Here is a 22,225-nt window from a genome sequence, read left to right on the forward strand (position 1 = left end):
CCTAACGATGTGTCCGAACGAGACTCCGCCCCGCATCCACCGCCGCTGCCACACCGGCTGGCCGACCCCGTGCCGGTCGTCGTCGGCGGAACCGCGCTGTGGTTCCTCGGGTTTGTCGTGGTAGTCGTGGTGGACCGCTCGAACAGCACGCTGCTCTGGACGACTCTGTCCGGCGGTCTGCTCGGGATCATCGGGTACGGAGTGTTCTACTGGCAACGCCGGGCCGCGAGGCGAGGATCACGAACTGCGCAGCAAGGTCTCGAAGACGTGTAGTTCATGATCGCCGTCACCGACTGGGCCCGGCTGCTGATCGTCTGCGTTGTCTTCACGATCGCCGCCGGAGCGATCGCCTGGGCGACGGGTCTCACCACTCCGAGGCCGTTCCTCGCAGCGGCGGCCAGAGCCGTCCTCCAGCTGGCCGCCGTGAGCGCGGTGATCACGGTCGTGCTGCGGCACCTCGGCCTCGTCGGCGTGTTCCTGGTCGTGATGGCCGTCGTGGCCACGGCGACCTCGGCGGCGCGCAGCAGGACCGGCAAGCGCGGAATCTGGGTGGCCGTCGCCATTCTGATCGGCACAGTGCCCGCGCTCGCGTTGCTGATCCTCATCGGGCTGTTGCCGGTCACCGGCATCGCCTTGATCCCGGTCGGCGGCATCCTCATCGGCGGCGCGATGACCGCGACGACGCTCTCGACGAGAAGGGCCCTCGACGCCCTCAGGGATCGCCACGGCGAGTACGAGGCCGCGCTGGCGTTGGGCTTCCTGGAGCCCACGGCCGCCAGGTTGATCATCCGGCACCCCGCGGCCGACGCGTTGCTGCCGGCGCTCGACCAGACCAGGACGGTCGGTCTTGTCACTCTTCCGGGTGCATTTGTCGGAATGCTGCTCGGAGGGGCTCCCGTGTGGCAGGCCGGGGCGCTACAAATCGTGGTACTGCTCGCGTTGCTCGCCGTCGAGGTGGCCGCCGTCGCCACCGTGGTCGAGCTGGTCGCTAGGGGGCTGATCAGACGGACTTCCCATCAAGGCGAAGTTAGGCTAACCTAAGTCACGTCGCTTCGTGGTGGGAGCGGCAGTCAGTTCGGGAACGGACGAGGCCCCCGCTCTGGGCAGAGCGGGGGCCTCGTCGTGTTCGGCGGCCTCGAAGCGCGCGGAGACGTCCTCCCGGTCGACGACGTTCCACAGCGCCGAGATGTAGTCAGCCTTCAGGTTGCGGTACTGCGGGCAGACGCGTGCTCCCAGATGTCGAACGCGAGCAGTGGCGTGGTCGCGATCGACAGGTCCGAGTGGTGGTCCTCGAGCTGCTGTGTGATCAGCTTCTGACCGACCGGCTCCATACTGGCAGCAAGGCCGGTAAACCAGTTGCGGGGCGACGTAGCGTCGGAAGCGTGTCCGTGCTGACAGCCAGGAACGTTTCGCTGTCGTTCGGTCCGAGGACCGTGATCTCGGAGGTTGATTTCGATGTTTCGCCTGGTGACCGCGTCGGCCTGATCGCGCCCAACGGCGTCGGCAAGTCCACGTTGCTCCGGTTGCTGTCCGGAGAGCTGCAACCCGAGACTGGATCTGTCTCGACCACCGGAACCGTCGCGCACCTGACGCAGGAGACGCTCCACCGTGCTGGAGAGTCGCTCCGCGACCACCTCGCCCGCCGCACCGGCGTCGCGAAGGCCGAGGAGTGGCTGCAGCGCTCTGCCGAAGCGCTGGCCGAAGGCGGCGGCGAGGACTACCCGGACGCGTTCGACCACTGGACCGCCATCGGTGCCGGTGACTTCGACGAACGCGCGGACGCGGTGTGCGAACGCCTCGGCCTGCGGGCGGATCTGCTCGACGACTGTTCACCGGACGAGCTGTCGGGTGGTCAGCAGGCACGGCTGCGGCTGGCCGCCGTCCTGCTCACCCGCGCGGACGTGTTGCTGCTCGACGAGCCGACGAACGACCTCGACGCAGGAGGGCTCGACCTGCTGGAAGCCCACGTGCTGGGGTATCCGGGCGCGATCGTGCTGGTGAGCCACGACAGGGAGTTCCTGGCGCGCACGACGACCGCGATCGCGGAGCTCGACGAGTTCTCCCACAAGGTCACGGTTTTCGGTGGCGGCTGGGACGCCTACGTCGACGAGAAGCTGAACGCGGGCCGTCGTGCGCAGGAGGAGTACGAGGCCTACGCGGCGAAACGCGACTCGCTCGTGCAGCGCGGCCGCCAGGTGAGGGAGTGGTCGCGGCAGGGCGTGCGGCGGGCGGGAAGTGCCAAGGCGCGCAACGACGAACCGGACAAGAACGTGCGAGCGGGCCGCAGGCAGGCGGCCGAGAACCTGATGGCCAAAGCGTCCGTTGTGGACCGTCAGCTGGCGAGGCTCGACGAGGTGGAGGAGCCGCGCGAGGCGTGGCAGCTGCGGCTCACCCTGCCGTCGGCCGGGCGCGGCAGCTCGGTGGCGTTCACGTTGCGGCAGGCCGTGATCAGTCGAGGTGACGTGACGCTGGGCCCGGTCGACCTCACGATCGGCGCGGGCGAGCGGTGGCGGATCACCGGTCCGAACGGCTCCGGCAAGTCGACCTTGCTCGGCGCGCTCCTCGGCCGCATCCCGCTCGTCTCCGGCGAGCGCTCGATCGGGCCGGGCGTGGTCGTCGGCGAGGTCGACCAGCTTCGCGCCGAGTTCGCGAGCGAGCAGCCGGCGTTGCGGATCGTGGCGGACGCGACCGGGCTGCAGGACGTCGAAGCGCGCACCTTGCTCGCGAAGTTCCGGCTCGGCGCGGACAACGTGCTGCGGCCGGCCCGCGAACTCTCACCGGGTGAACGAACGCGCGCGGGCTTGGCTCTGCTGCAAGCCCGTGGCACGACGTGTCTGGTTCTCGACGAACCGACGAACCACCTCGATTTGCCGGCAATAGAACAGCTGGAACAGGCCCTGGACACCTACGAGGGAACGTTGTTGCTGGTCACGCACGACCGGCGGCTCGCTTCGGCCGTGCGGGTGGATCGCGAGATCAACGTGCGCGACCTCCTCACGTTTCCTCCCGTGAAGGGTGGAAGATATGGGTCATGACCACCGAGGAGGACTGGCCGGTCGAACAGACCTGGTCGATGCGCAACACCCACTGGCATGCCTATGTGGAACACACGTCGCTCGACCACGCGTCCCCTCGGCAGGTCCGGCTCGAACGCACCCCCGAAGAAGTGCTCACCTCGCCCGCCGAGGTCGCTGCCTGGCTGGAGGTCAACCTCCGCAGCGCGACGCGACCGGAGGAGACCGGCAAGAAGCGCGTGAAGGACGAGCGCGACTTCACCGACTCGAACCGGGTGCACGCGTCGCTGGCCTCGCGCGGTGAGTCCATCTACACGGGCGTGAAGGGCGAGCTGACGCTGGCCGTCGAGGCCGTGACGCCGGACGAGTGCCGGATCTCGCACGACGGTGCGGACGTCGCGCCCCTGAAGGCTGGTCGCCGCCGCTAGATTGACCCCCTGGAGAGTGCGGACGTTGTGGTCGCAGCCGGACGCCGCGTGCCTGAACGGTGAGTGGCGACCCGGCGTGCCGGACCGGGAGCAGATCGCGCACGCGTGGACGGTCGGGTACACGCCACGGATCTCGGTGGCGGTGTTCGTTGGCGGCGAGCGGCCTGTTGTGCCCGCGGTCGACAAGGAGGGGCGGGCGCTCGTGGGGTCTGGGCTGACCAACGAGATGTGGCGGGCGATGCAAGAAAAGCTGCAGCCGCGGTGACGCGGGGTGCGGTCCTCGCGTTGGTCCTGGCCGCCCTCGTCGTCGGGTACGTGGTGTGGCAACGGCCCGAGGCGCCGGCGCCGAAACCGGTGCCACCGAAGGAGGTCGTGCTGCAGTACGCGGACGGCTCCACGATGTGGCGCAGTACGGGCGCCTGGAAGCAGCCGCCGATCGTGCAGCGGGTGTTCGCGGAGCTGGGCACGGCGGCGCTGTCGTTCGACTCGCTCAGGGGCACCGGGGGCGTGGTCCGCACGACGATCGACGCGCGGGCACAGACCTTCGCCGCCGCGGTGGTCGGCCGGCTGATCCCCCCGCTCCGGGTGATCGACACGTCGGCGCCGACCAGGGGCCGGCCGCGGGAGCTCGACGCATCGGTGACGGCGATCGATCCCGGCTCGGGTCGCGTGCGGGTGTACCTCCCCGGCCTGAGTTCGGGTGACGACCTGGCAGGTGGCGTGCGGAAGGAGCTGCCCGCGGCCCTCGCCGAGCCGCTCGCCACGGCTGCGGCGCCGAACGCGATCGAGGAACGAGCGACCCCGCTCAACGTGAGTGCTGCGTACGCGACCTTGGCCGCGAGAGGTGTCCAGCGCGAGCCGCACTTCGTCACCTCGGTGACCGCGGCGAACGGTTCGTTGCTGTACGAGGCCGCCGACACCACCAAACCCGCGTTCGCCACGGACAGGGTGGACCGGATCACCGCTTCGCTGAAGGAGAAGCCCGGTTGCGACGGGACGGCGTGCGTGCCGGGTGCCTTCCCTTGGATGGTCGGCTACACGCCCAAGCTCGCGGTCACGGTGTACGTGGAGCAGGCCGGCGCTGTCGACGCCGGCCTGCCCATGTTGATCTGGCAGGAGTTCCTGAAGGAGCTGCCTGCGTGAGGCTCACCCGACGTGCCAGGTGTGCACGGGTTCGCCCGCGTGCATGAGTTCCAGGTACCGCTTGAGCATCCCGGTCAGGGCCGCGTCCCTCGACAGGCCGCGTTCCTCAAGCAGCGCAACGGTTTCCCGTTGCCACGACGACCCGGTGCGCCGCGCGAGGCAACGCTGCTCGATCACGCCGAGGTAGCGTTCGCGGGCCTCGTCGGAGACCCCGCAGTCGCGCAGGCCCTCGTGCGCCATCGGCAGCAGCCGGCGCAGCACCAGCTCGTCCGGCGGAATCCAGCCGATGCCAGGCCAGTACAGCTGGGCGTTCATGCCGTGCCTGGCCCCCGTGTAGAGGTTCTCCTCGGCCGCCTGGAACGACATTTGGGTCCACAGTGGACGTTCCTGGGCGGTGAGGGCGCGCTGGGTGCCGTAGAAGAAGGCGGCGTTGGCCATCGTGTCGAGCACCGTGGGACCCGCGGGCAGGACGCGGTTCTCGACGCGCAGGTGCGGCACGCCGTCGACGACGTCGTACACAGGGCGGTTCCAGCGCCAGATCGTGCCGTTGTGCAGGCGCAGCTCCGAAAGACGAGGCGCGCCACCGGCTTCGAGGGTCTCGATCGGGTCCTCGTCGTCGGTTTCCGGCAGCAGGCTCGGGAAGTAGCGCACGTTCTCCTCGAACAGGTCGAAGATCGACGTGATCCACCGTTCACCGAACCACACGCGCGGGCGGACACCCTGGTTCTTCAGCTCGTCCGGGCGCGTGTCGGTCGCCTGCTGGAACAACGGGATGCGGGTCTCGTGCCACAGCGCCTTGCCCAGCAGGAACGCCGAGTTCGCGGCGATCGCCACCTGCACACCGGCCAGGCACTGGGCGGCGTTCCAGTGCGCGGCGAAGTTCGTCGGCTCGACCTGCAGGTGCAGCTGCACCGACGTGCAGGCGGCCTCCGGCAGGATCGACTCCGCGTAGGCGAGCAGCTTCTCCGGGCCCTTGCCCGGCATCGCGGGGCCTTCCATGTGCAGCACCATCTCCTCGCCCCTGGCGGCGAAGATGGTGTCGTTGAGGAGCGCGTACCTCGGGCTCTCGGAGAGCCACTTCTTGTCGAAGTGCCGCTCCCGCAACGTGGGCAGCACGCCGATCATGGCGAGGTTGGCGCCTACGTCGTTGGCCTTCGAGTCGGCGCTGTCGAGCGACGTGCGCAGTTCCTCTTCCAGGCCAAGCATCTCACCCCCTGCCAGCTCGCGCGGCGGGACGTTGATCTCCAGGTTCTGCTGTCCCAGCTCGAGCGTGTAGGAGGGATCGTCGATCTTCTCGAGAACCTCCGAGTTCGCCATCGCCGGCCGCATCGCGTCGTCGACGAGGTTCAACTCGATTTCCAGCCCCATCTGCCGACGGGGAAAGGAAAATGTGTCTTCTGCGAGCATCGTCGCCAATGCGTCCAGACTCCGCTGCATCTTCGAGCGGTAACGCTGACGATCGTCTCTGGTGAACGTGCGGCTGGACACTTCGCTTCCCATGCCGCTACCCCTTCGCTCGGCGCCGGTGGGCGCGGGCCAGGCGGAACGCCAAACGTGACACAGCCGAAACCTCCTTTACATCGCCCAAATCGGTGCTCTCTGTCACGTCGAGGTAACAACCAGCGATCATCCGCTGGTCGGGCGTGTGCGGTTCCGCCCTCCGGACTATCTCGCCTGTTCCACACCAGGCTAGATGCGAAACTTCCCGCGTGGCGAAGGTGATAGAGATCAACGACCCGGCTGACCCCCGGCTGGACGACTTCCGCGACCTGTCGACGGCCGACCGCAGGCCTGACCGGCCGGGAGGACGCGGTCTCGTCATCGCCGAGGGCGTCGTGGTGGTGGAACGTCTGCTGGCCTCGCCGTACCCGGTGCGCGGCCTGCTCGGGGTGCGCCGCCGGATCGAGGCGCTCGACCTCTCCGACCTGGACGTTCCCGCCTACGTGACGTCAGCGGAGGTGATGGCGACGGTCGTCGGGTTTCACCTGAACCGGGGAGTGCTCGCGGCCGCCGACCGGGCTCCCGCGGTGTCGTTCGAGGAGCTCGCGGACAGGTCCCAGCGGCTCGCGGTCCTGGAAGGCGTCGGCGACCACGAGAACCTGGGCTCGATCTTCCGCAACGCCGCGGCGCTGGGCGTGGACGGCGTCGTGCTGGGGCCTGGCTGCAGCGACCCGCTGTATCGGCGCAGTGTCCGGGTGTCGATGGGCCACGTCCTGCGCGTGCCGTTCGCTAGCACGGATCAGTGGCCCGCGGCGCTCGACATGTTGCGGCACAAGGGGTTCACAGTTGCCGCTCTGACGCCGCGCCCGTCCGCGCCGCATCTTGCGGATGCGGGTTTGCGCGGACGTCGGGTCGCGGTGCTGCTGGGGTCCGAGGGGCCGGGGCTCACCGAGGAAGCGATCTGTGCGGCGGACCTGGCCGTGCGGATTCCCATGTCGTCCGGAGTGGATTCGCTGAACGTGGCCACCGCCGGAGCCGTGGCCTTCTACGCCCTGCTTTAGAGCAACGTGAGGATCAGCGCGAGCCAGGCGACGAGAATGCCGGTGACCACGCCGTAGGCGACCCAGCGCCACACCGGCACCTTGCGTCCCAGCCACACGCTCGGCGCGAGCCCGCCCACGACCAGCACGTTCGCGACGAGCGCGAGCCACCTGCTGGTCTCGCCGAGGCCCAGCGACAGCGACACCACGGTCACCGTGACGATCGACGCGGTGATGAAGCTGACCGCGAGCCCCGTGCCCCACGGCGTCGGCTCCGGCTCCTCGGTCTCGGTCTGCACGGGCTCCGCCTTGGCGGGCGATTCCGGGGCCTCGACGCTGACGAGCTCTCCGCTCACCGGGTCGGTGTAGGTGACCGGGGCGTTCATGACCGCCGCGAGTCTGCCTGCCAGCTGCTTGCCCCGTCTCGTGACCAGCGCGCTGGCCACGCCGTCGGCAGGCGTCTCGGTGCGCACGACGGCGTCGGCCACCTTCGCCCACTCGTGCAGCGCATCGGCGAGTTCCGCGCCGAGCGGCAGGCTGTGCGGGTCGACCTCGCGCTCACCGGACTCGTCCTCCCCGGCGAGCACGGCGCGGCCGTCCCGGACTCGCAACTCCACGAACCCTCCTACGGTCTTCCGGAGTCTCGTCGGAGAACCTATCGGACGGCTCAGGGACGCAGTGCCTCTGTTGCTCGCGCGAAGTAGTCGAACAACGTCCGGCGCTCCTCCTCGCTGTACCCCGCGAAGATGTCGCCGAGCTTCTCCCTCGCGGGTGCCAGTGCCTCGGCCAGCGGCGCGGGTTCGGCCAGCAGTTCGACGATCACCTTGCGCCGGTCGTCCGGTGACGGGGTGCGGCGCACGAACCCCGCCTCCTCCAGGCGGTCGATCAGGCGGGTCGTCGGACCGGTGGTCAGGCCCGTCTGCGCGGACAGCTCGCCCGGTGTCATCGGGCCGTTGAGGTCGAGCAGGTTCAGCGCGTACAGGTCGGTGCCGCCCAGACCGCACGACCGCGCGGCGTGCAGCCCGTGCAGCACCATCGCACCGATGTACCGCCGGTAGATCTCGCTCGCGTCTGTTGACATCCACGTACCCCCGCTCGTAATCTCTTCCTCAACGAAGAGACTTCCTCAAGGAAGAGACTTCTCCGACGAAGAGAACTTAGCAAGGGGGAACGATGAGTGACGAAGCAGGCGTCCTGGCGTTGTTCGCGAAGCTCGCGGAGGCGTGGAACAGGGGCGACGGCGCCGCGTACGGGGAGTGCTTCACCGACGACGCGACCTACGTGGCGTGGGTCGGCACCATCTATCGCGGCGCCGACGACATCGGACGGTCGCACCAGGTGCTGTTCGACACCTTCCTCAAGGACACGAAGCTCACCACCGAGGGGGAGATCGACGTGCGGTTCTACGGCGAGGACACGGCGGTGCTGACCACCCGCGGCGACGTCGGGAAGAAACCCAGCAAGGGCGCGAAGGTGCAGACGTTCACGCTCGTCCGGCAGAGCGGCGAGTGGAAGATCGCGGCGTTTCAGAACACGAAGCGCCACTCGATGCTGGAGCGGATCTCGTTCAGGTTCCAGCCCGGTATCCGCCCAGCGGCCTAGTGCCGCGGAGAAGTTCGTGAGGTCGCGTTCGCGCCAGATCCCCATTGGCGCGAACGCGACCACAGGCCTAGGCGAGCGAGTCGCGCCAGGCCGTGTGCAGAGCCGCGAACCGGCCCCGCTCACCGATCAGCTCCTCGGGGGAGCCGTCTTCCACCACAATGCCACCATCCAGCACCAGAACGCGGTCCGCGATCAGGACCGTGGACAGGCGGTGGGCGATGATGAACGCCGTCCGGTCGGCCAGCACTGTCTCCAGCGCGGCCTGCACGGCGCGTTCGGTGGGCACGTCCAGTGATGATGTTGCCTCATCCAGGACCAGTACCGCGGGATCGGCCAGGAAGGCGCGCGCGAAAGCGACCATCTGCCGCTGGCCTGCCGACAAACGGCCGCCCCGCTTGCGGACGTCCGTGTCGTAGCCGTCGGGCAGTGCGGCGATGAACTCGTGCGCACCCACCTCGGCGGCCGCTGCCTCGATCTCCGCCCGCGTCGCACTCGGCCGGCCCAGCGCGATGTTGTCCGCCACCGAACCGGAGAACAGGAAGTTCTCCTGGGTGACCATCACGACGGCCCGGCGCAGGTCCGTGTCCGCCACGGAACGCAGGTCGACGCCGTCGAGCTGGACCGAACCGGCCGACGGGTCGTAGAACCGCGACACCAGCTTGGCCAGCGTGGTCTTGCCGGCACCGGTCGCGCCGACCAGCGCCACGGTCTGACCGGCGGGCACGTCCAGCGAGAAGCGAGGAAGCACCTGCCTCTTGGTGCCGGGGTACTGGAACTCGACCTCGGCGAACCGGATGGCGCCCCGCGCGTGCGGCAGAGCCACCGGCGAGGACGGTTCCGGCACCGACGGCTCCTCCTCCAGGACGCCGGAGATCTTCTCCAGCGCGGCCGTGGCCGAGGAGTAGGCGTTCGCGAACATCGCCAGCTCGTCGAACGGGTCGTAGAACCGGCGCAGGTACACCGTGAACGCCGTCAGCACACCGAGTTCGAGCGAACCACCCGCGACCCGGTACGCGCCCCACGCGAGCACGATCGCCAGCGACACGTTGCCGATCGTGCGGATCGTCGCGGTGAAGGTGGCCATCACGCCCAGCGCGTCGGTGTTCGCGTCGCGGAACTGGGCGTTGAAGCCCTTCATGATCTGCTCGTTGCGGGGCTGGCGGCGGAACGCCTGCACCGCGCGGATGCCGTTCATCGACTCCACGAACTGGACGATGATCTTGGCGATCGCACCGCGCGTGCCGCGGTAGGCCTCCATCGAACGGCGGCGGAACCAGCGCCAGATCAGGTACGCGGGCAGGAAGCCCGCCACCACGACCAGGGCCAGCGGCGCGTCCAGGTAGACCAGGATGATCGCGATGCCCGCCACCGACAGCGCCGCGTTGAACAGGCTGTCCAGGCCCTCTTCCAGCAGGTCCTGCAACGCGTCCACGTCGCTCGTCAGCCGGGAGATGACCTTGCCGGACGTGTACGACTCGTGGAAGCCGACGGACAGCCGCTGCGAGTGCCGGAAGATCCGCCCGCGCAGGTCGAGGAGCAGGTCCTGGCCCACCCGGCCGGAGATCCGCAGGAACGCCCAGCGCAGGAACGTCGTCAGCCCGGCGCAGAGCGCGTAGCCGACGACGCACCACACCAGGATCGACGCGCCACCGTCCAGCGCGGCCGGGATGCCCCGGTCGATCGCGGCGGCGATCAGCAGCGGCCCCGCGAGGTTCGCGAGGTTGCCGCCGATCACCGCCCCGATCGCGAGCGACGTGCGGCCGACGTGCGGGCGCAGCAACGACCCCAGGAGCCTGCGCGACCTGGCCTGCAGCCGCAGACCCGTCGAGTGCGAGATCTCCTGGATCTCCTCGGCGGCGACGCCGCGCCACTCCTCTTCCTGTTGGTGAACCACAACCTGATCGCTCACGACGCCACCTCCTCTTCCACGATCTCCTCACTGTCCATGTTGGACAGCAGGCGCCGGTATTCCTCGTTGGTCTCCAGCAACGTCCGGTGCGTGCCGATCGCGGTGATCCTGCCGCCGGCGAGCATCGCCACCCGGTCGGCGAGCTGCACGGTCGACGGCCGGTGCGCCACCACGAGCGCTGTCACGCCGCGCAACACCCTGCGCAGCGCGGCTTCCACCTCGGCCTCGGTGTGGACGTCCAGCGCGGACAGCGGGTCGTCCAGCACCAGCACCGCCGGCCTGCCGACGACCGCGCGGGCGAGTGCCAGCCGTTGCCGCTGACCACCGGACAGCGACAGGCCCTGCTCACCGATGCGGGTCGCGAGCCCCCACGGCAGCGCGTCCACGAACTCCTCGGCCTTCGCGACCCGCAACGCCTCGCGGACCGCGGCCTCGGAGACGTCAGGCACGCCCAGCCCGACGTTCTCGGCCACCGACGCGGAGAACAGCACCGGTTCCTCGAACGCCGTGCCGACCACCCGCCGCAGGTCCTCCAGCGCGAGGTCGCGCACGTCGACGCCGTCGATCGTGACGCGCCCGCCCGTGACGTCGGCCAGCCGCGGCACCAGCGCGGTGAGCGTCGTCTTGCCGGAGCCGGTCGCGCCGACCAGCGCCACCGTCTCACCGGGACGCAGGTCGAGGTCGATGCCCGAGAGCACCTCGTTGCCGTCCTCGAACGCGAACCGCACGCCCTCGAAACGAACGTGCCCGCGCAGCGGCGTCGGCAGCGGCGCGGGCTCGGCGGGGCTGGTGATCGTCACGGGGGAGTCGATGACCTCCCAGTAGCGTTCCAGCGCGGAAGCGGCCTGGTTCGTCTCCGCCAGCAACCAGCCGATGGAGTCGATCGGCCAGCGCAGGTACGCGCTCACCGCGACGGCCGCGATCAGCGTGCCGACCGTCATCGAGCCGTTGATGATGCCGATCGCGCCGACGCCGAGCATGCCCGCGATCGACAGCTCGGGCAGCACGATCAGCACCGACCACAGCGCCGCCAGGATCGAGATCTTGTTGAGCTCCGTGGCGCGCAGCTCGTGCGCCTGCGCGAGGAACCGCTTCGAGAGCTCCGGCCCGCGCCCGAACGCCTTGAGCACCCGGATGCCGAGCACCGACTCCTCGACGGTCGTGGTCAGGTCACCCGCCTGGTCCTGCGCCCGCCGCGCGACGACCTTGAACTTCTTCTCGAAGAAGTACGAGATCACCATCAACGGCAGCGCGCCGCACAGCGACACGATCAGCAGCCACGGTGAGAGCGCCGCGATGATGCCCAGCCCGATCAGCACGACCGCGCTGTTCACGATCAGGAAGACGACGGCGAACGCGACGAACCGCCGCACCGTGGTGAGGTCGTTCGTCGCGCGCGACAGCAACTGCCCCGACTGCCACCGGTCGTGGAACGCCACCGGCAGCCGCTGAAGGTGCTGGTAGAGGTCGAACCGCATGCGTGCCTCGACCTCGGCCGCGGGCCGGGCGACGATCTTGCGGCGGATGTAGAAGAGCGTTGCCTCGCTGACGCCGAGCACCAGCACGCCGAGGATCAGCCACGGCAGCAGCTCGGTCTGTTTGTTCTGAATCGGACCATCGACGATGCGCTGCGTGAGCAGCGGGATGCCGAGACCGCACAGCATCGCGAGCATCGTCGCCGAGACCACGACAGTCATCCGTGCGCGGTGCGGCCGCACGTACGGCCACAGCCTTCGCAAGGTGCGAATCGTCGAGTTACGTTGATCGCTCACGCGATGAGCCCCCTCCAGGTCGTCTCCAAAGTACGAAGGACGACCGACAGTCAGCATCCGGTTTTTCTCCTCACCGGAGCCTGCTGTCTCGACTTAGGTCGAGGTCAAGGGCACGATGACCACCATGACGCGGTTTCTGCGAACCGAGCAGACGATGGCGTTTCCACACGGACGGCTCATCGCCTCACACGATGGAGCGAACTTCGTGCTGGCCCCTGATGGCTGGGACCGCCTGGCCGGTCCGCGGCCGCGGCACGCGATGTACGTGTCCCGCGAGGAGGCGGAGGACTGGTGTGAGCGCGAGGGCTGGGACCTGAACCTGCTCGACGAGGTGCCTACGACCTCTTGAAGGTGACCAGTCCCACGAGCCCGTAGGCGGCGGCCGCGAGCAGCGCCTCGGCGTGGTGCCGGTTCGCGAACCACCCGAGGAACGGCTCGTGCACCTTGAAGTAGAGCCCGAGCCCCAGCACGATCGGCCCGAGCAGGATGATCGGCCACACCGGCCGCACCCCGAGGACCCACAGGATCGGCCCGGCCAGCACCAGCGACGACACCAGCGCGAGCGGCAGCCCGATCAGCACGAGCAGCAGGAACGTCGACATCGACGTGCTGTCGAGCCACGACTTCAGGAAGCCCGACTCGTACGCCCACGTCCAGCCGAGCACGAGCCCTGCTCCGACGGCCATCGAGAGCACGACCCGGAACAGCAGCCGGCGTCCCGTCCTACCCGTCCTGCCCGCGGTGCTCTGTTCCGTCACGCCGAACACCGTAACGAGCGGTCAGCACGGCAGCCAAGGCGTAACCGCCCGCCGCCGCGAGCGCGGTCACGAAGATCCCGCTCTCCGAAGGCAGCTGGACCCGCACGAACTTCAGGCTGAACACGCAGATGAGCAGCAACACCATCGAGGCCACCGCGCCCGCCGCGGCCGTCGGCCAGGCGGGGGAGAACCTCGCGACCCGCAGGAGTCCCCATCCCACGAGCGCCCAGACGACCACCAGCGCCGGCACGATCAGGAAGATCAGCGGAACGAGACACCCCAGGTCGCTGTCCCGGCACGCGAGCTGCGCGGAGGGCTCGAGCGAGACGAACCACCCGGCTCCGCACAACGCCCCCGCCACCGCCGCGATCGCCGCCCTCATGCGGTCGAACCTACTCGACCGCGCGGATCACGCCGGCGGCTGCGAACGTCGCGACCAGCAGCGCGGTCACCACGGCGGGGCTGCCGGACTTCCCCGCCAGCGCGAAGAAGGCCGCCGGCAAGAACCAGTACAGACACCCGAACCTGTGAGCCACCTCGGCGTCGCGGCGGTTCAGCAGCACGAGCGCCACGGCCAGGAGCACCCCTGCGACGAGTGCCCAGACCGCGCCGAGGAACGGCAGGACGACGTCGGTCTCGATGTCGCAGAACCGCACCTCCTTCGACGTGCAGTACGGCGAGTGCACCCACCCCCAGGACCAGTGCAGCCCGGCACCTGCGATCCCGCCTGCCACGACCCCCAGCACGCCGTTCCTGATCACGCCCACCGCGTTCACGCCGTCGTCCTCCGGCCGGTGCACAACGCGGCCACCGCGTAGCTGACGCAGGCTGTGATCAGGTACGTGCTCACGAGAAAGCGATCGACGTCGTCGCGGTACATGCCGTGCATCCGGAAGTACCAGACGTACATGACTCCCACGAACAGCGCTAACCACAGACCACTGCCGATCCCGGCCGCCCACCACCAGCGCTTCTCCCGCGTCACCCGGAAGCCCACGTAGATCAGCGCCGCGGCGAGGACCATCCAGATCGAGAAGATCAGCCCGAACGTCAGGGGGTACACGGCACCGCACCCGGTGCGGACAGGTCCCGCGTTGCAGTACTCCGAGGACAGGTAGAGCGTCAGCATGAATCCGGCGCCGGCGAGGAGTCCGGCGACGGCACCGACGACAGTGCGCAACACCATGCGCACACAGCTACCCGATCTTCGACGCGATCAGGCCGACCTGCACAACTTCTCCACACCACCTTCACCTGGTGAGCACGGCGATCAACGCGTACAGCGCCGCGAACACTCCGAAGGCCAGGTAGGGCAGGCCGAGCAGCAGCACCATCGCCACCACGGCCATGAGGGTCGCGGGCACGGCCACCAGCCCTGCCCGCGACACACCCAGAGAACGCAACGCCACCCACCCGAGCGCCGCCGCCGCGACCGCGAAGACCGGCACGGTCATCACGAAGGTGCCGAGGCAGCCCCAGTCTTCGAACGAGCAGACCGCGCCCGACGAGATGAGTGCGAACACTCCCCACCAGCCCAGCCCGAGGAGTGCACCCACTCCGGCAGCCAGCGCGACACGGCGTCCCACGGCGTCAGGCGATCAGTCAGCGGTTCGACCGGACGCCCAGTAAAACGTCTTCCCACGAAGGGACGATGGGGTGGTTCTTCTTTCCCCGCTTGGGGGGAGTGTCCTTGCGCACCGGCTTCTCCGCCGCGGGCTCCTCCTCCTTCACCGGCGGTGGAGGAGGGGCAGGGGCGGGCTCGGGCTCGGGCAGCTTCTCCTGGACCGGCTTCTCCGCCACGACCGGAGCCGGGGCGGGGGCAGACGCCTGGACCGGCACCGGAACCGGCTCCTCCGCGACGGGCGCGGGAGCAGGCGTGACCGGAGTCGCCTCCAGGGCCTGCCGCGCCAGCTGCGTCACCGGCCGGACCGTGCGCAGGGTCCGGTTCGGGTTCGGGTCCATGAGGTCGACGGCGGCCTCGTCCAGCGCCGTCACCGTGCCGCCCTGCGCACCGGGGTGGAACGCCCAGTGCGCGCGGTTGTCCGAGCGCCCGGTCTTCCAGTGCAGCTGCACGATCCAGCGGCCGTCGTCACCGCGCCACGAGTCCCACGAGGTGTCGGAGAGGTCGTGCCCGCGCAGGCCGAACGAGTGCGCGACGACCTCGCCGAGCGTCTGCACGTCGGGGCCGTCCTCGCGGACCGGGTGCGCGCGCTGGGCCAGGTCCGCGGTGCGCGAACGCTCCAGCAGGACCGGGTAGGCGAAGCGCTCGATGCGGTGCGTCGGCATGCCGGCGGCGGCCGCGACCTGCTCGATCGACTCACCGGCGCGGATGCGCGCCTGGATCTCGCGCGGCCGCATCTGGGCCTCGCCCGACTCGATCTGCATCTGGCCGAGGCGCGCGAGGTCACCGCGCAGTGCCGCCCGAAGGCGCTCGTCGGCGGGGAGCGTGAAGCGCTCGCCGCGGTTTTCGGGGTCCTCGAGGATGACGGACTTGCCGTCCTCGTCGAGCCCGATGACTCGCAGCGCTCGCATCGTGGCCTCCCTGAATTGCACCTCGCCAGCAGACAACGTTAGGACAACGAGCCGTCCTAGGGTGGGAGACTCGCCGATATCTCAACGTGATCTTGCCAGTTCACGAGGGCTGTCGCACGCCGGTTTCCGGAAGGTTCACCTGGACCACCAGGCCGCCTCCCCCGTTCGGACGAGCCTTCACTGAGCCTTGATGAGCCCTCGCGACGGACCGCACGATGGACAGACCGAGGCCGGATCCGGCGGTTCCTGTGCGGTCGCGGAGGCGCCGGAACGGCTCGAAGAGACCGGGCACGGCCTCCGCCGGCACGGTCGGTCCCGTGTTGGAGACCACGAGTTCCCGATCAAGGCGGACCGACACGGTCCCGCCAGGTTTGTTGTAGAGCACGGCGTTGCGCAGCAGGTTGCCGACGAGCTGCGCCATCAGCACGGGGTCGCCCTCGACCAGGTACGGCCGCACCGACACGTCGAAGGTGACCTCCTTCGACTCCGCCAGCGAGGCGCACGACTCGACCTCCTCGTCGATGATCTCGTCCAGCCACATCAGCTCGCGCGTCGCCAGACCGCGATCACTGCGTGCAAGCAGCAACAACCCGTCGATGAGCTTTTCGCTTCGCTCGTTCGTGTCGAGCAGATGCGCTCCGAGACGGCGGATCTCGTCCGACGCGTCCGGTGCCGCCAGCGCCACCTCGATCAGCGTCCGCTGCACGGCCAGCGGCGTGCGCAGCTCGTGCGACGCGTTCGCGACGAACCGCTTCTGGCTGTCGAACGACGACGCGAGCCGGTCGAGCATCCCGTCGAACGTGTCCGCGAGCTCCTTCAGCTCGTCCGGCGGCCCGTCCAGCTCGATCCGCCGGTCCAGGCGCTCGGCCTCCAGCCGGTTCGCGGTCGTGGTGATCTCGTGCAACGGCGCCAGCACCCGCCCGGCCACCACCCAGCCGAGCCAGACGGCGATCACGGCCGCCACGAGCAGCGCGATGATCGACTGCCACAGGACCGTGTTCATCGTGTCCGCCTTGACCTGGTCCGCGGTGAACACCAGGGTGTCGGCCGGCAGCTGAGCCACCTCGACGGCGTCCGGAGACATCGGCATCGCCCTGCTCGCCACGACACCCTCGGTGAACGGTGTCCACTCGGCGAGCAGCCAGTAGTTGAGCCCGATCAGCGCCACACCCGCGATCAGGAACACCCCGGCGTACCAGGCCGTCAGCCTGGTCCGCAGCCTCACGAGCCGAACCGGTAGCCGGCACCGGGCACGGTCTCGATGACCTGCGGCGCACCCAGCTTGCGGCGCAGCGTCATCACCGCCACCCGCACGGCGTTGGTGAACGGGTCCGCGTGCTCGTCCCAGGCCTTCTCCAGCAGCTCCTCCGCGCTCACGACGTTGCCCTCCGCCCGCATCAGCACCTCCAGCACGGCGAACTCCTTGGGCGAGAGCGGCAGGAACCTGCCGTCCCGCATCGCCTGGTGCCGCGGCAGGTCCAGCGTCACCCCGGCCCTCGTCAGCACCGGTGGCAGGGCCGGGCGAGCCCGGCGGCCCAGCGCCTGCACGCGCGCCACCAGCTCGGCGAACGCGAACGGCTTGGTCAGGTAGTCGTCGGCCCCGAGCCCCAGCCCGGCGACCCGGTCGTCCACCTCGGCCGCGGCCGTCAGCATCAGCACCCGTGCCTCGCCGCCGGTCGCGTGCACCGCCTTGCACACCTCGTCACCGTGAACGAGCGGCAGGTCGCGGTCCAGCACCACGACGTCGTACGCGTGTACCCCGACGCGTTCCAGCGCCGCTTCGCCGTCGTAGCAGACGTCGACCGCCATCGAGTACCTGCGCAGCCCCTCGGTGATCGTGTCCGCGAGCAGCTGTTCGTCCTCGACCACCAGCACGCGCATGACACCTATTTTCCGCGCAACGGAGATAAGCGCCGGATAAAGCCTTTCGCTTAACGCCGCCGAATGACGCCCTCCGTAGACCTGTTGACGTGAAATCCACCATCGCAGTGCTGCTGGCCCTGCTCATGGCGCTCACCGCCTGCGGGTCCAAGGAGCAGCCGAACGACGCCAAGAAGGACGACAAGGGCGACATGGTCAAGTTCGCCCAGTGCATGCGGGACAACGGCATCGACATGCCGGACCCGAAGCAGGATGACAAGGGCGGCGTGATGATCGAGGCGTCGCCGGGCGACGGCAGCCCTCCCGACGAGGAGAAGATGAAGGCCGCCCACGAGGCCTGCAAGAAGCACCTGCCCAACGGCGGCGAGTTCAAGCCGCCGTCGCCGGAGGAGCAGGACAAGATGCGCCAGAACGCGAAGTGCATGCGGGACAAGGGCTACAACTGGCCCGACCCGAAGTTCGACGGCGGCGGCGCTGCCGAGTCGATCGAGCTGCCGAACCTGGACGACGACAAGGTCAAGCAGGACATGAAGGACTGTGGCCTCGGTGAAGGCATGGTCGCGGCGAGGCCCGTCGGATGAAGCGCCACGTGAACAGGAAGATCCTCATCGCCGCACTCGTCGCCGCCGTCGTGCTCGGCACCGGTTCGGTCGTGGTGCTCACCAGAGTCGCGGCCAACCAGGCCAACGCCGCGCCGTTGCAGAACGACCCCGCGAAGACCGCGCCCGTGAAGAAGACCAACCTCGCGGACCAGCAGTCGGTCAACGGCCAGCTCGGCTTCGGCGCGGAACGAGGACTGGCGGGCCGGAAAAGCGGCACCATCACCGGGCTGCCGAACCAGGGCGCCGTCGTCGAACAGGGCAAACCCGTGTACTGGGCGGACGCCAAGCCTGTGCCGCTGTTCTACGGCACGATGCCGCTCTACCGCGACCTGGAAGCGGGCATGTCGAACGGCCCCGACGTCAAGGTCGTCGAGGAGAACCTCGCCGCGCTGGGATTCAAGGACTTCGGCACCCCCGACGAGAAGTTCACCTCGTACACGGCCTCCGCGCTGAAGAAGTGGCAGAAGGCGAACGGCCTGGAGCAGAACGGAAAGCTCGGCCAGGGCGACGTGGTCGTGCAGCCGGGCGCGATCCGCGTCTCGTCGGTGACCGGCCAGCTCGGCGCACCAGCGGGCGGCGACCTGATGAAGGTCACCGGCACCGAACGCGCGGTGACCGTTGAGCTCGACAGCACCAAGCAGCGCCTCGCCAAGCAGGGCGAGAAGGTCGAGCTGTCGATCGTCGGCGGCAAGCCCACGACCGGCACGATCACCGGCATCAGCCGCACCGCCGGCGACCCGAACCAGGGCCAGAAGCCGAAGATCGTCCTGACGATCTCGGTCGACGACCCCAAGGCCGCGGAGGGGCTGGAGAGCGCCAACGTCACGGCCCTCTTCACGGTGTCCAAGAAGCAGAACGTGCTCGCGGTCCCGATCGGCGCGCTGCTCGCGTTGAACGAGGGCGGCTACGGCGTGGTCACCGAGGACGGCAAGACGATCCCGGTCACCGTCGGGATCTTCGCCAAGGGCCAGGTCGAGGTGCAGGGCGACGGCCTGCGCGAGGGCATGAAGGTGGTGACCACCGAGTGATCACCGTCGACCACGCGAGCCGCACGTATCCCGGTGGCGTGCAGGCGTTGCGCGACGTCTCCCTCACCGTCGAGGGCGGCGAGATGCTCGCGATCGTGGGACCGTCCGGCTCGGGGAAGTCGACGCTGCTGCACCTCATGGGCACGCTCGACAAGCCGACCGCCGGCCGCGTCGAGATCGACGGCAACGACGTGTCGTCGTTGTCCGACAACGCTTTGTCGGCGCTGCGGGCCCGCACGATCGGGTTCGTGTTCCAGCAGTTCTTCCTCACCGACGGGCTGTCCGCGATCGAGAACGTGGCCGCCGGGCTCGTCTACGCGGGCGTGCCGCGGTCGAAGCGACGGGCGCTGGCGATGTCCGCTTTGGACAGGGTCGGGCTGATCCACCGGGCGCTGCACAAGCCCCACGAGCTGTCCGGCGGTGAACGCCAGCGGGTCGCGATCGCGCGGGCGGTGGTGAACTCGCCGGGCATTTTGCTGGCGGACGAGCCGACCGGGAACCTGGACACGCAGAACGGTGCCGGGGTGATGGAGTTGCTGGGAAGCCTCAACTCCGACGGCACCACCGTCGTGCTCATCACGCACGACCGGGACATCGCGGCGTGGGCGCCACGACGCGTCGAGGTGCGCGACGGGGTGATCGTGTGATCGACCTGCTGCGCCTCGGGTTCTTCGGCATGCGGACCCGCCCGGTCCGCGCGGTGCTGTCGGCGCTGGGCATCGCGATCGGCATCGCCGCGGTGGTCGCGGTCGTCGGCATTCCCGCCTCCAGCGCCGCGGCGTTGCAGGCGAAGATGTCCAAGCTGGGCACGAACCTGCTGACCGCGGCGCCCGGCCAGGACTTCTTCGGCCAGGACGCGAAGTTGCCGGAGACGGCCGTTCCGATGGCCAAGCGGATCGGCGCGGTGTCGGCCGCGAGCGCCACCGGCAAGATCTCCGCGAACGTCCGCAAGAACGACATGGTGCCGTCGAGCGACACGCTCGGGCTGCAGGTGCAGGCGGCGGAGAAGGACCTGCTCAAGGTGCTCAACGCCGAGGTTCGCTCCGGCCGGTGGCTGTCGCCGGGCGAGAAGTCGGTGGTGCTCGGGGGCACCGCGGCCTCGCGGCTCGGCATCGACAAGCCCGGCGTGCAGCTGTGGATCGACGGTCAATGGTTCACCGTGGTCGGCATCCTCGGCCCGTTGCCGCTGTCGCCGGAGATCGATCGGTCCGCGCTGATCGGCTGGGAGGCGGCGAAGGAGGCGTTCGGGTTCGAGGGCAACGCGAACACCGTCTACGTGCGCACCACGGAGGACCAGGTCGAGAACGTCCGCAAGCTGCTCGGCCCGACGCTGAACCCGCAGAAGTCCAACGAGGTCAAGGTCTCCAAGCCTTCCGAAGCACTGGAGGCGCAGCAGCTCGCGGAAAGCTCCTACAACGCGTTGTTCCTGGGATTGGGCGGAGTCGCGTTGTTGGTGGGAGGCGTCGGCGTGGCGAACACGATGGTGATCTCGGTGCTGGAACGGCGCAGGGAGATCGGTCTGCGGCGGGCGCTCGGGGCGACCCGGCGGCAGATCAGGTGGCAGTTCCTCACCGAGTCGGTGCTGCTGTCCGGCCTCGGAGGGCTGGTCGGCGTGATCGTCGGAATCGCGGTCACGGCCGGGTATTCGATCAGCCAGAAGTGGCCGGCGGCACTGCCGTGGCCCGCCCTGCTCGGGGGAGTGGGCGCGGCCGTGGCCATCGGCGCCATCGCCGGCGTTTACCCGGCGGTGCGGGCGGCTCGTCAGTCGCCCACCGAAGCACTCGCCTGAAGGAGGGGGCGCACCGATCCACGGGTGCACCCCCGGCTGAAAACGACGAAGGGAACCTTCATCCACCATCCACGTGAGGTGGATGAAGGTTCCCTTCATCGTGAAAATCAGAGCTGGCCGACGACCCAGTCGATGGCCTGGGTGAGGATCGTGACGTCGTTCGGCTCGATGGCCGGGAACATCGCGACCCGCAGCTGGTTCTTGCCGAGCTTGCGGTACGGCTCGACGTCGACGATCCCGTTGGCGCGCAACACCTTCGCCACGGTCGCCGCGTCCACGTCGTCGCTGAAGTCGATCGTGCCGACGACCTGCGAGCGGTGCTCGGGGTTCTCCACGTACGGCGTGGCGTACGCGGTCTTCTCCGCCCAGCTGTACAGCCGCGAGCTGGAGTCCTTGGTGCGGCCGACGGCCCAGTCGAGCCCACCGTTGCCGTTGATCCAGTCGATCTGCTCGGCCAGCAGGAAGAGCGTGGCGATCGACGGCGTGTTGTACGTCTGGTCCTTGGTGGAGTTGTCGAGCGCGGTCGGCAGCGACAGGAACTCCGGCACCCAGCGGTCCTTGAGCTCGTCGACGCGCTCCAGGGCCTTGGGCGACATCAGCGCGATCCACAGACCGCCGTCGCTCGCGAACGACTTCTGCGGCGCGAAGTAGTAGACGTCGAAGTCCTCCGCCTTGACCGGCAGGCCGCCCGCGGCCGACGTGGCGTCGATCGCGATGAGCGCGTTCTCCGAGCCCTCCGGCCGCAGGACGGGCATCGCGACACCGGTCGAGGTCTCGTTCTGGGCCCAGCCGACCAGGTCGGCGCCCTCGGCGTAGAAGAGCTCCGGCGCCGTGCCCGGCTCGGCCTTCGTGACCAGCGAGTCCTTCAGGAACGGCGCGGTCTGCGTGACCTTGGCGAACTTGGACGAGAACTCACCGTTGGTGAAGTGCTGAGCGGTCTCGCGGACCAGGCCGAACGACGCCGCGTCCCAGAACGCCGTGGTGCCACCGTTGCCCAGCACGACCTCGTAGCCCTCCGACAGCCCGAAGAGCTCGCGCAGCCCGGACCGCACCCGGCCGACGAGGTTCTTGACGGGCTTCTGCCGGTGGGACGTGCCGAGCAGCGCCGCACCCTCGGACGCGAGCGCCTGCACGGCCTCGGGGCGCACCTTGGACGGCCCGCAGCCGAAGCGGCCGTCGGACGGCTTGAGCTCGGCGGGAAGCACCAACGTGGTCGGATCGGCGGTCTGGGTCATGTGGTCACGCCTCCGGGGCGATCGACTGTGCTTTGAGGGACCTGACCGGCGC

Annotated in this window: 28 protein-coding genes; 13 read left to right on the forward strand and 15 right to left on the reverse strand. The window is 69.2% G+C overall.

All coding sequences use genetic code 11. The features are described from left to right. Positions 1-9 precede the first annotated feature (9 nt). Both JOD27_RS09820 and JOD27_RS09825 read left to right on the forward strand, forming a co-directional pair. Positions 10-273 (forward strand): DUF2530 domain-containing protein, encoded by a 264-nt coding sequence (locus JOD27_RS09820; RefSeq protein WP_204761798.1) that lies wholly within the window; start codon positions 10-12, stop codon positions 271-273. Positions 274-276: 3 nt separating this feature from the next. Continuing rightward, entirely contained in the window at positions 277-1,041 is a 765-nt protein-coding gene (locus JOD27_RS09825; RefSeq protein ID WP_204761799.1) for an ABC transporter permease, read from the forward strand. 158 nt (positions 1,042-1,199) lie between these two features. Here the strand turns inward: JOD27_RS09825 and JOD27_RS44680 are convergent, their stop codons facing one another. Next, positions 1,200-1,331: a Fe-Mn family superoxide dismutase gene (locus tag JOD27_RS44680; protein WP_239566670.1), complete on the reverse strand. Its 132-nt coding sequence runs from the start codon at positions 1,329-1,331 to the stop codon at positions 1,200-1,202. Between the two features lie 51 nt (positions 1,332-1,382). Here JOD27_RS44680 and JOD27_RS09835 point away from each other — a divergent pair, with 51 nt between their 5' ends. From JOD27_RS09835 to JOD27_RS09850, 4 genes are read left to right on the forward strand one after another with little or no spacing between them, the layout of a single operon-like run. After that, positions 1,383-3,035 carry an ABC-F family ATP-binding cassette domain-containing protein gene (locus JOD27_RS09835; RefSeq protein ID WP_204761800.1) on the forward strand — a complete coding sequence of 551 codons (1,653 nt, stop codon included), beginning with the start codon at positions 1,383-1,385 and terminating at the stop codon, positions 3,033-3,035. Beyond that, a complete protein-coding gene (locus JOD27_RS09840) occupies positions 3,032-3,442 on the forward strand; it encodes a hypothetical protein (protein ID WP_030467775.1) in 411 nt (136 codons plus the stop codon). The genes JOD27_RS09835 and JOD27_RS09840 overlap by 4 nt, the downstream gene beginning before the upstream one ends. Positions 3,443-3,458: 16 nt before the next feature. Then, positions 3,459-3,707: a hypothetical protein gene (locus JOD27_RS09845; protein WP_204761801.1), complete on the forward strand. Its 249-nt coding sequence runs from the start codon at positions 3,459-3,461 to the stop codon at positions 3,705-3,707. Then, complete coding sequence (locus tag JOD27_RS09850) at positions 3,704-4,585, forward strand: hypothetical protein (RefSeq protein ID WP_204761802.1); 882 nt, start codon at positions 3,704-3,706, stop codon at positions 4,583-4,585. Before JOD27_RS09845 ends, JOD27_RS09850 begins: the two co-directional genes overlap by 4 nt. Before the next feature lie 3 nt (positions 4,586-4,588). Here the strand turns inward: JOD27_RS09850 and JOD27_RS09855 are convergent, their stop codons facing one another. After that, complete coding sequence (locus JOD27_RS09855) at positions 4,589-6,085, reverse strand: glutamate-cysteine ligase family protein (protein WP_204761803.1); 1,497 nt, start codon at positions 6,083-6,085, stop codon at positions 4,589-4,591. Between the two features lie 209 nt (positions 6,086-6,294). Between JOD27_RS09855 and JOD27_RS09860 the strand changes: the two genes are divergently transcribed. After that, positions 6,295-7,086, forward strand: coding sequence for a TrmH family RNA methyltransferase (locus JOD27_RS09860; RefSeq protein ID WP_204761804.1), 792 nt, complete (start codon positions 6,295-6,297; stop codon positions 7,084-7,086). Here JOD27_RS09860 and JOD27_RS09865 read toward each other — a convergent pair. Beyond that, positions 7,083-7,682 carry a DUF2537 domain-containing protein gene (locus JOD27_RS09865; protein ID WP_204761805.1) on the reverse strand — a complete coding sequence of 200 codons (600 nt, stop codon included), beginning with the start codon at positions 7,680-7,682 and terminating at the stop codon, positions 7,083-7,085. The genes JOD27_RS09860 and JOD27_RS09865 overlap by 4 nt on opposite strands. A gap of 50 nt (positions 7,683-7,732) precedes the next feature. After that, positions 7,733-8,146 carry a MarR family winged helix-turn-helix transcriptional regulator gene (locus JOD27_RS09870; protein ID WP_204761806.1) on the reverse strand — a complete coding sequence of 138 codons (414 nt, stop codon included), beginning with the start codon at positions 8,144-8,146 and terminating at the stop codon, positions 7,733-7,735. Between the two features lie 92 nt (positions 8,147-8,238). Here JOD27_RS09870 and JOD27_RS09875 point away from each other — a divergent pair, with 92 nt between their 5' ends. Then, entirely contained in the window at positions 8,239-8,667 is a 429-nt protein-coding gene (locus JOD27_RS09875) for an SgcJ/EcaC family oxidoreductase (protein WP_204761807.1), read from the forward strand. Positions 8,668-8,734: 67 nt separating this feature from the next. On the opposite strand, the gene JOD27_RS09880 is transcribed toward JOD27_RS09875, so the two are convergent. Together JOD27_RS09880 and JOD27_RS09885 are read right to left on the reverse strand one after the other, a co-directional pair. Beyond that, positions 8,735-10,576 (reverse strand): ABC transporter ATP-binding protein, encoded by a 1,842-nt coding sequence (locus tag JOD27_RS09880; RefSeq protein WP_204761808.1) that lies wholly within the window; start codon positions 10,574-10,576, stop codon positions 8,735-8,737. Then, complete coding sequence (locus JOD27_RS09885) at positions 10,573-12,273, reverse strand: ABC transporter ATP-binding protein (RefSeq protein WP_239566671.1); 1,701 nt, start codon at positions 12,271-12,273, stop codon at positions 10,573-10,575. The genes JOD27_RS09880 and JOD27_RS09885 overlap by 4 nt, the downstream gene beginning before the upstream one ends. Positions 12,274-12,472: 199 nt before the next feature. On the opposite strand from JOD27_RS09885, the gene JOD27_RS09890 reads away from it, so the two are divergent. Beyond that, positions 12,473-12,697, forward strand: a complete 225-nt coding sequence (locus JOD27_RS09890) for a hypothetical protein (RefSeq protein WP_239566672.1) — start codon at positions 12,473-12,475, stop codon at positions 12,695-12,697. On the opposite strand, the gene JOD27_RS09895 is transcribed toward JOD27_RS09890, so the two are convergent. The 8 genes from JOD27_RS09895 to JOD27_RS09930 form a co-directional block, all read right to left on the reverse strand. Next, complete coding sequence (locus tag JOD27_RS09895; RefSeq protein ID WP_204761810.1) at positions 12,684-13,106, reverse strand: hypothetical protein; 423 nt, start codon at positions 13,104-13,106, stop codon at positions 12,684-12,686. The two genes, JOD27_RS09890 and JOD27_RS09895, sit on opposite strands and share 14 nt — an antisense overlap. Then, positions 13,072-13,488, reverse strand: coding sequence for a hypothetical protein (locus JOD27_RS09900; RefSeq protein WP_204761811.1), 417 nt, complete (start codon positions 13,486-13,488; stop codon positions 13,072-13,074). Before JOD27_RS09900 ends, JOD27_RS09895 begins: the two co-directional genes overlap by 35 nt. A 10-nt stretch (positions 13,489-13,498) precedes the next feature. Next, positions 13,499-13,882, reverse strand: a complete 384-nt coding sequence (locus tag JOD27_RS09905; protein ID WP_204761812.1) for a hypothetical protein — start codon at positions 13,880-13,882, stop codon at positions 13,499-13,501. Next, positions 13,879-14,292 carry a hypothetical protein gene (locus JOD27_RS09910; protein ID WP_204761813.1) on the reverse strand — a complete coding sequence of 138 codons (414 nt, stop codon included), beginning with the start codon at positions 14,290-14,292 and terminating at the stop codon, positions 13,879-13,881. Before JOD27_RS09910 ends, JOD27_RS09905 begins: the two co-directional genes overlap by 4 nt. A gap of 64 nt (positions 14,293-14,356) precedes the next feature. Then, positions 14,357-14,692 carry a hypothetical protein gene (locus tag JOD27_RS09915; RefSeq protein ID WP_204761814.1) on the reverse strand — a complete coding sequence of 112 codons (336 nt, stop codon included), beginning with the start codon at positions 14,690-14,692 and terminating at the stop codon, positions 14,357-14,359. 16 nt (positions 14,693-14,708) lie between these two features. Further along, on the reverse strand, positions 14,709-15,638 hold the full coding sequence (gene sepH / locus JOD27_RS09920; protein WP_204761815.1) for a septation protein SepH: 930 nt from the start codon (positions 15,636-15,638) through the stop codon (positions 14,709-14,711). A 100-nt stretch (positions 15,639-15,738) separates the two neighbouring features. Next, positions 15,739-16,863 (reverse strand): sensor histidine kinase, encoded by a 1,125-nt coding sequence (locus JOD27_RS09925; RefSeq protein WP_204761816.1) that lies wholly within the window; start codon positions 16,861-16,863, stop codon positions 15,739-15,741. Next, positions 16,860-17,519 (reverse strand): response regulator transcription factor, encoded by a 660-nt coding sequence (locus tag JOD27_RS09930; RefSeq protein WP_204761817.1) that lies wholly within the window; start codon positions 17,517-17,519, stop codon positions 16,860-16,862. Before JOD27_RS09930 ends, JOD27_RS09925 begins: the two co-directional genes overlap by 4 nt. A gap of 89 nt (positions 17,520-17,608) precedes the next feature. On the opposite strand from JOD27_RS09930, the gene JOD27_RS09935 reads away from it, so the two are divergent. From JOD27_RS09935 to JOD27_RS09950, 4 genes are read left to right on the forward strand one after another with little or no spacing between them, the layout of a single operon-like run. Further along, positions 17,609-18,100, forward strand: coding sequence for a hypothetical protein (locus tag JOD27_RS09935; RefSeq protein WP_307830038.1), 492 nt, complete (start codon positions 17,609-17,611; stop codon positions 18,098-18,100). After that, entirely contained in the window at positions 18,097-19,149 is a 1,053-nt protein-coding gene (locus JOD27_RS09940; protein ID WP_204761818.1) for a peptidoglycan-binding protein, read from the forward strand. Before JOD27_RS09935 ends, JOD27_RS09940 begins: the two co-directional genes overlap by 4 nt. Continuing rightward, on the forward strand, positions 19,146-19,796 hold the full coding sequence (locus tag JOD27_RS09945) for an ABC transporter ATP-binding protein (protein ID WP_307830040.1): 651 nt from the start codon (positions 19,146-19,148) through the stop codon (positions 19,794-19,796). The genes JOD27_RS09940 and JOD27_RS09945 overlap by 4 nt, the downstream gene beginning before the upstream one ends. A gap of 29 nt (positions 19,797-19,825) precedes the next feature. Then, on the forward strand, positions 19,826-20,938 hold the full coding sequence (locus JOD27_RS09950; RefSeq protein WP_204762056.1) for an ABC transporter permease: 1,113 nt from the start codon (positions 19,826-19,828) through the stop codon (positions 20,936-20,938). A gap of 107 nt (positions 20,939-21,045) precedes the next feature. On the opposite strand, the gene serC is transcribed toward JOD27_RS09950, so the two are convergent. Beyond that, the gene (gene serC, locus JOD27_RS09955) at positions 21,046-22,173 is read right to left on the reverse strand and encodes a phosphoserine transaminase (RefSeq protein ID WP_204761819.1); all 1,128 of its coding nucleotides are present in this window, start codon (positions 22,171-22,173) and stop codon (positions 21,046-21,048) included. Between the last annotated feature and the right edge of the window lie 52 nt (positions 22,174-22,225).

The sequence above is a fragment of the Lentzea nigeriaca genome (assembly GCF_016907955.1).
In the GTDB taxonomy this organism is placed as follows: domain Bacteria; phylum Actinomycetota; class Actinomycetes; order Mycobacteriales; family Pseudonocardiaceae; genus Lentzea; species Lentzea nigeriaca.

Bases quoted from the DNA above. Each gene is read 5' to 3' on its own strand.
- JOD27_RS09885 (WP_239566671.1), bottom strand. From the start codon at position 12,273: ATGACTGTCGTGGTCTCGGCGACGATGCTCGCGATGCTGTGCGGTCTC.
- JOD27_RS09855 (WP_204761803.1), bottom strand. From the start codon at position 6,085: ATGGGAAGCGAAGTGTCCAGCCGCACGTTCACCAGAGACGATCGTCAG.
- JOD27_RS09890 (WP_239566672.1), top strand. From the start codon at position 12,473: ATGACGCGGTTTCTGCGAACCGAGCAGACGATGGCGTTTCCACACGGA.
- JOD27_RS09940 (WP_204761818.1), top strand. From the start codon at position 18,097: ATGAAGCGCCACGTGAACAGGAAGATCCTCATCGCCGCACTCGTCGCC.
- JOD27_RS09910 (WP_204761813.1), bottom strand. From the start codon at position 14,292: ATGGTGTTGCGCACTGTCGTCGGTGCCGTCGCCGGACTCCTCGCCGGC.
- sepH (WP_204761815.1), bottom strand. From the start codon at position 15,638: ATGCGAGCGCTGCGAGTCATCGGGCTCGACGAGGACGGCAAGTCCGTC.
- JOD27_RS09950 (WP_204762056.1), top strand. From the start codon at position 19,826: ATGCGGACCCGCCCGGTCCGCGCGGTGCTGTCGGCGCTGGGCATCGCG.
- JOD27_RS09825 (WP_204761799.1), top strand. From the start codon at position 277: ATGATCGCCGTCACCGACTGGGCCCGGCTGCTGATCGTCTGCGTTGTC.
- JOD27_RS09840 (WP_030467775.1), top strand. From the start codon at position 3,032: ATGACCACCGAGGAGGACTGGCCGGTCGAACAGACCTGGTCGATGCGC.
- JOD27_RS09930 (WP_204761817.1), bottom strand. From the start codon at position 17,519: ATGCGCGTGCTGGTGGTCGAGGACGAACAGCTGCTCGCGGACACGATC.
- JOD27_RS09875 (WP_204761807.1), top strand. From the start codon at position 8,239: ATGAGTGACGAAGCAGGCGTCCTGGCGTTGTTCGCGAAGCTCGCGGAG.
- JOD27_RS09870 (WP_204761806.1), bottom strand. From the start codon at position 8,146: ATGTCAACAGACGCGAGCGAGATCTACCGGCGGTACATCGGTGCGATG.
- JOD27_RS09900 (WP_204761811.1), bottom strand. From the start codon at position 13,488: ATGAGGGCGGCGATCGCGGCGGTGGCGGGGGCGTTGTGCGGAGCCGGG.
- serC (WP_204761819.1), bottom strand. From the start codon at position 22,173: ATGACCCAGACCGCCGATCCGACCACGTTGGTGCTTCCCGCCGAGCTC.
- JOD27_RS44680 (WP_239566670.1), bottom strand. From the start codon at position 1,331: ATGGAGCCGGTCGGTCAGAAGCTGATCACACAGCAGCTCGAGGACCAC.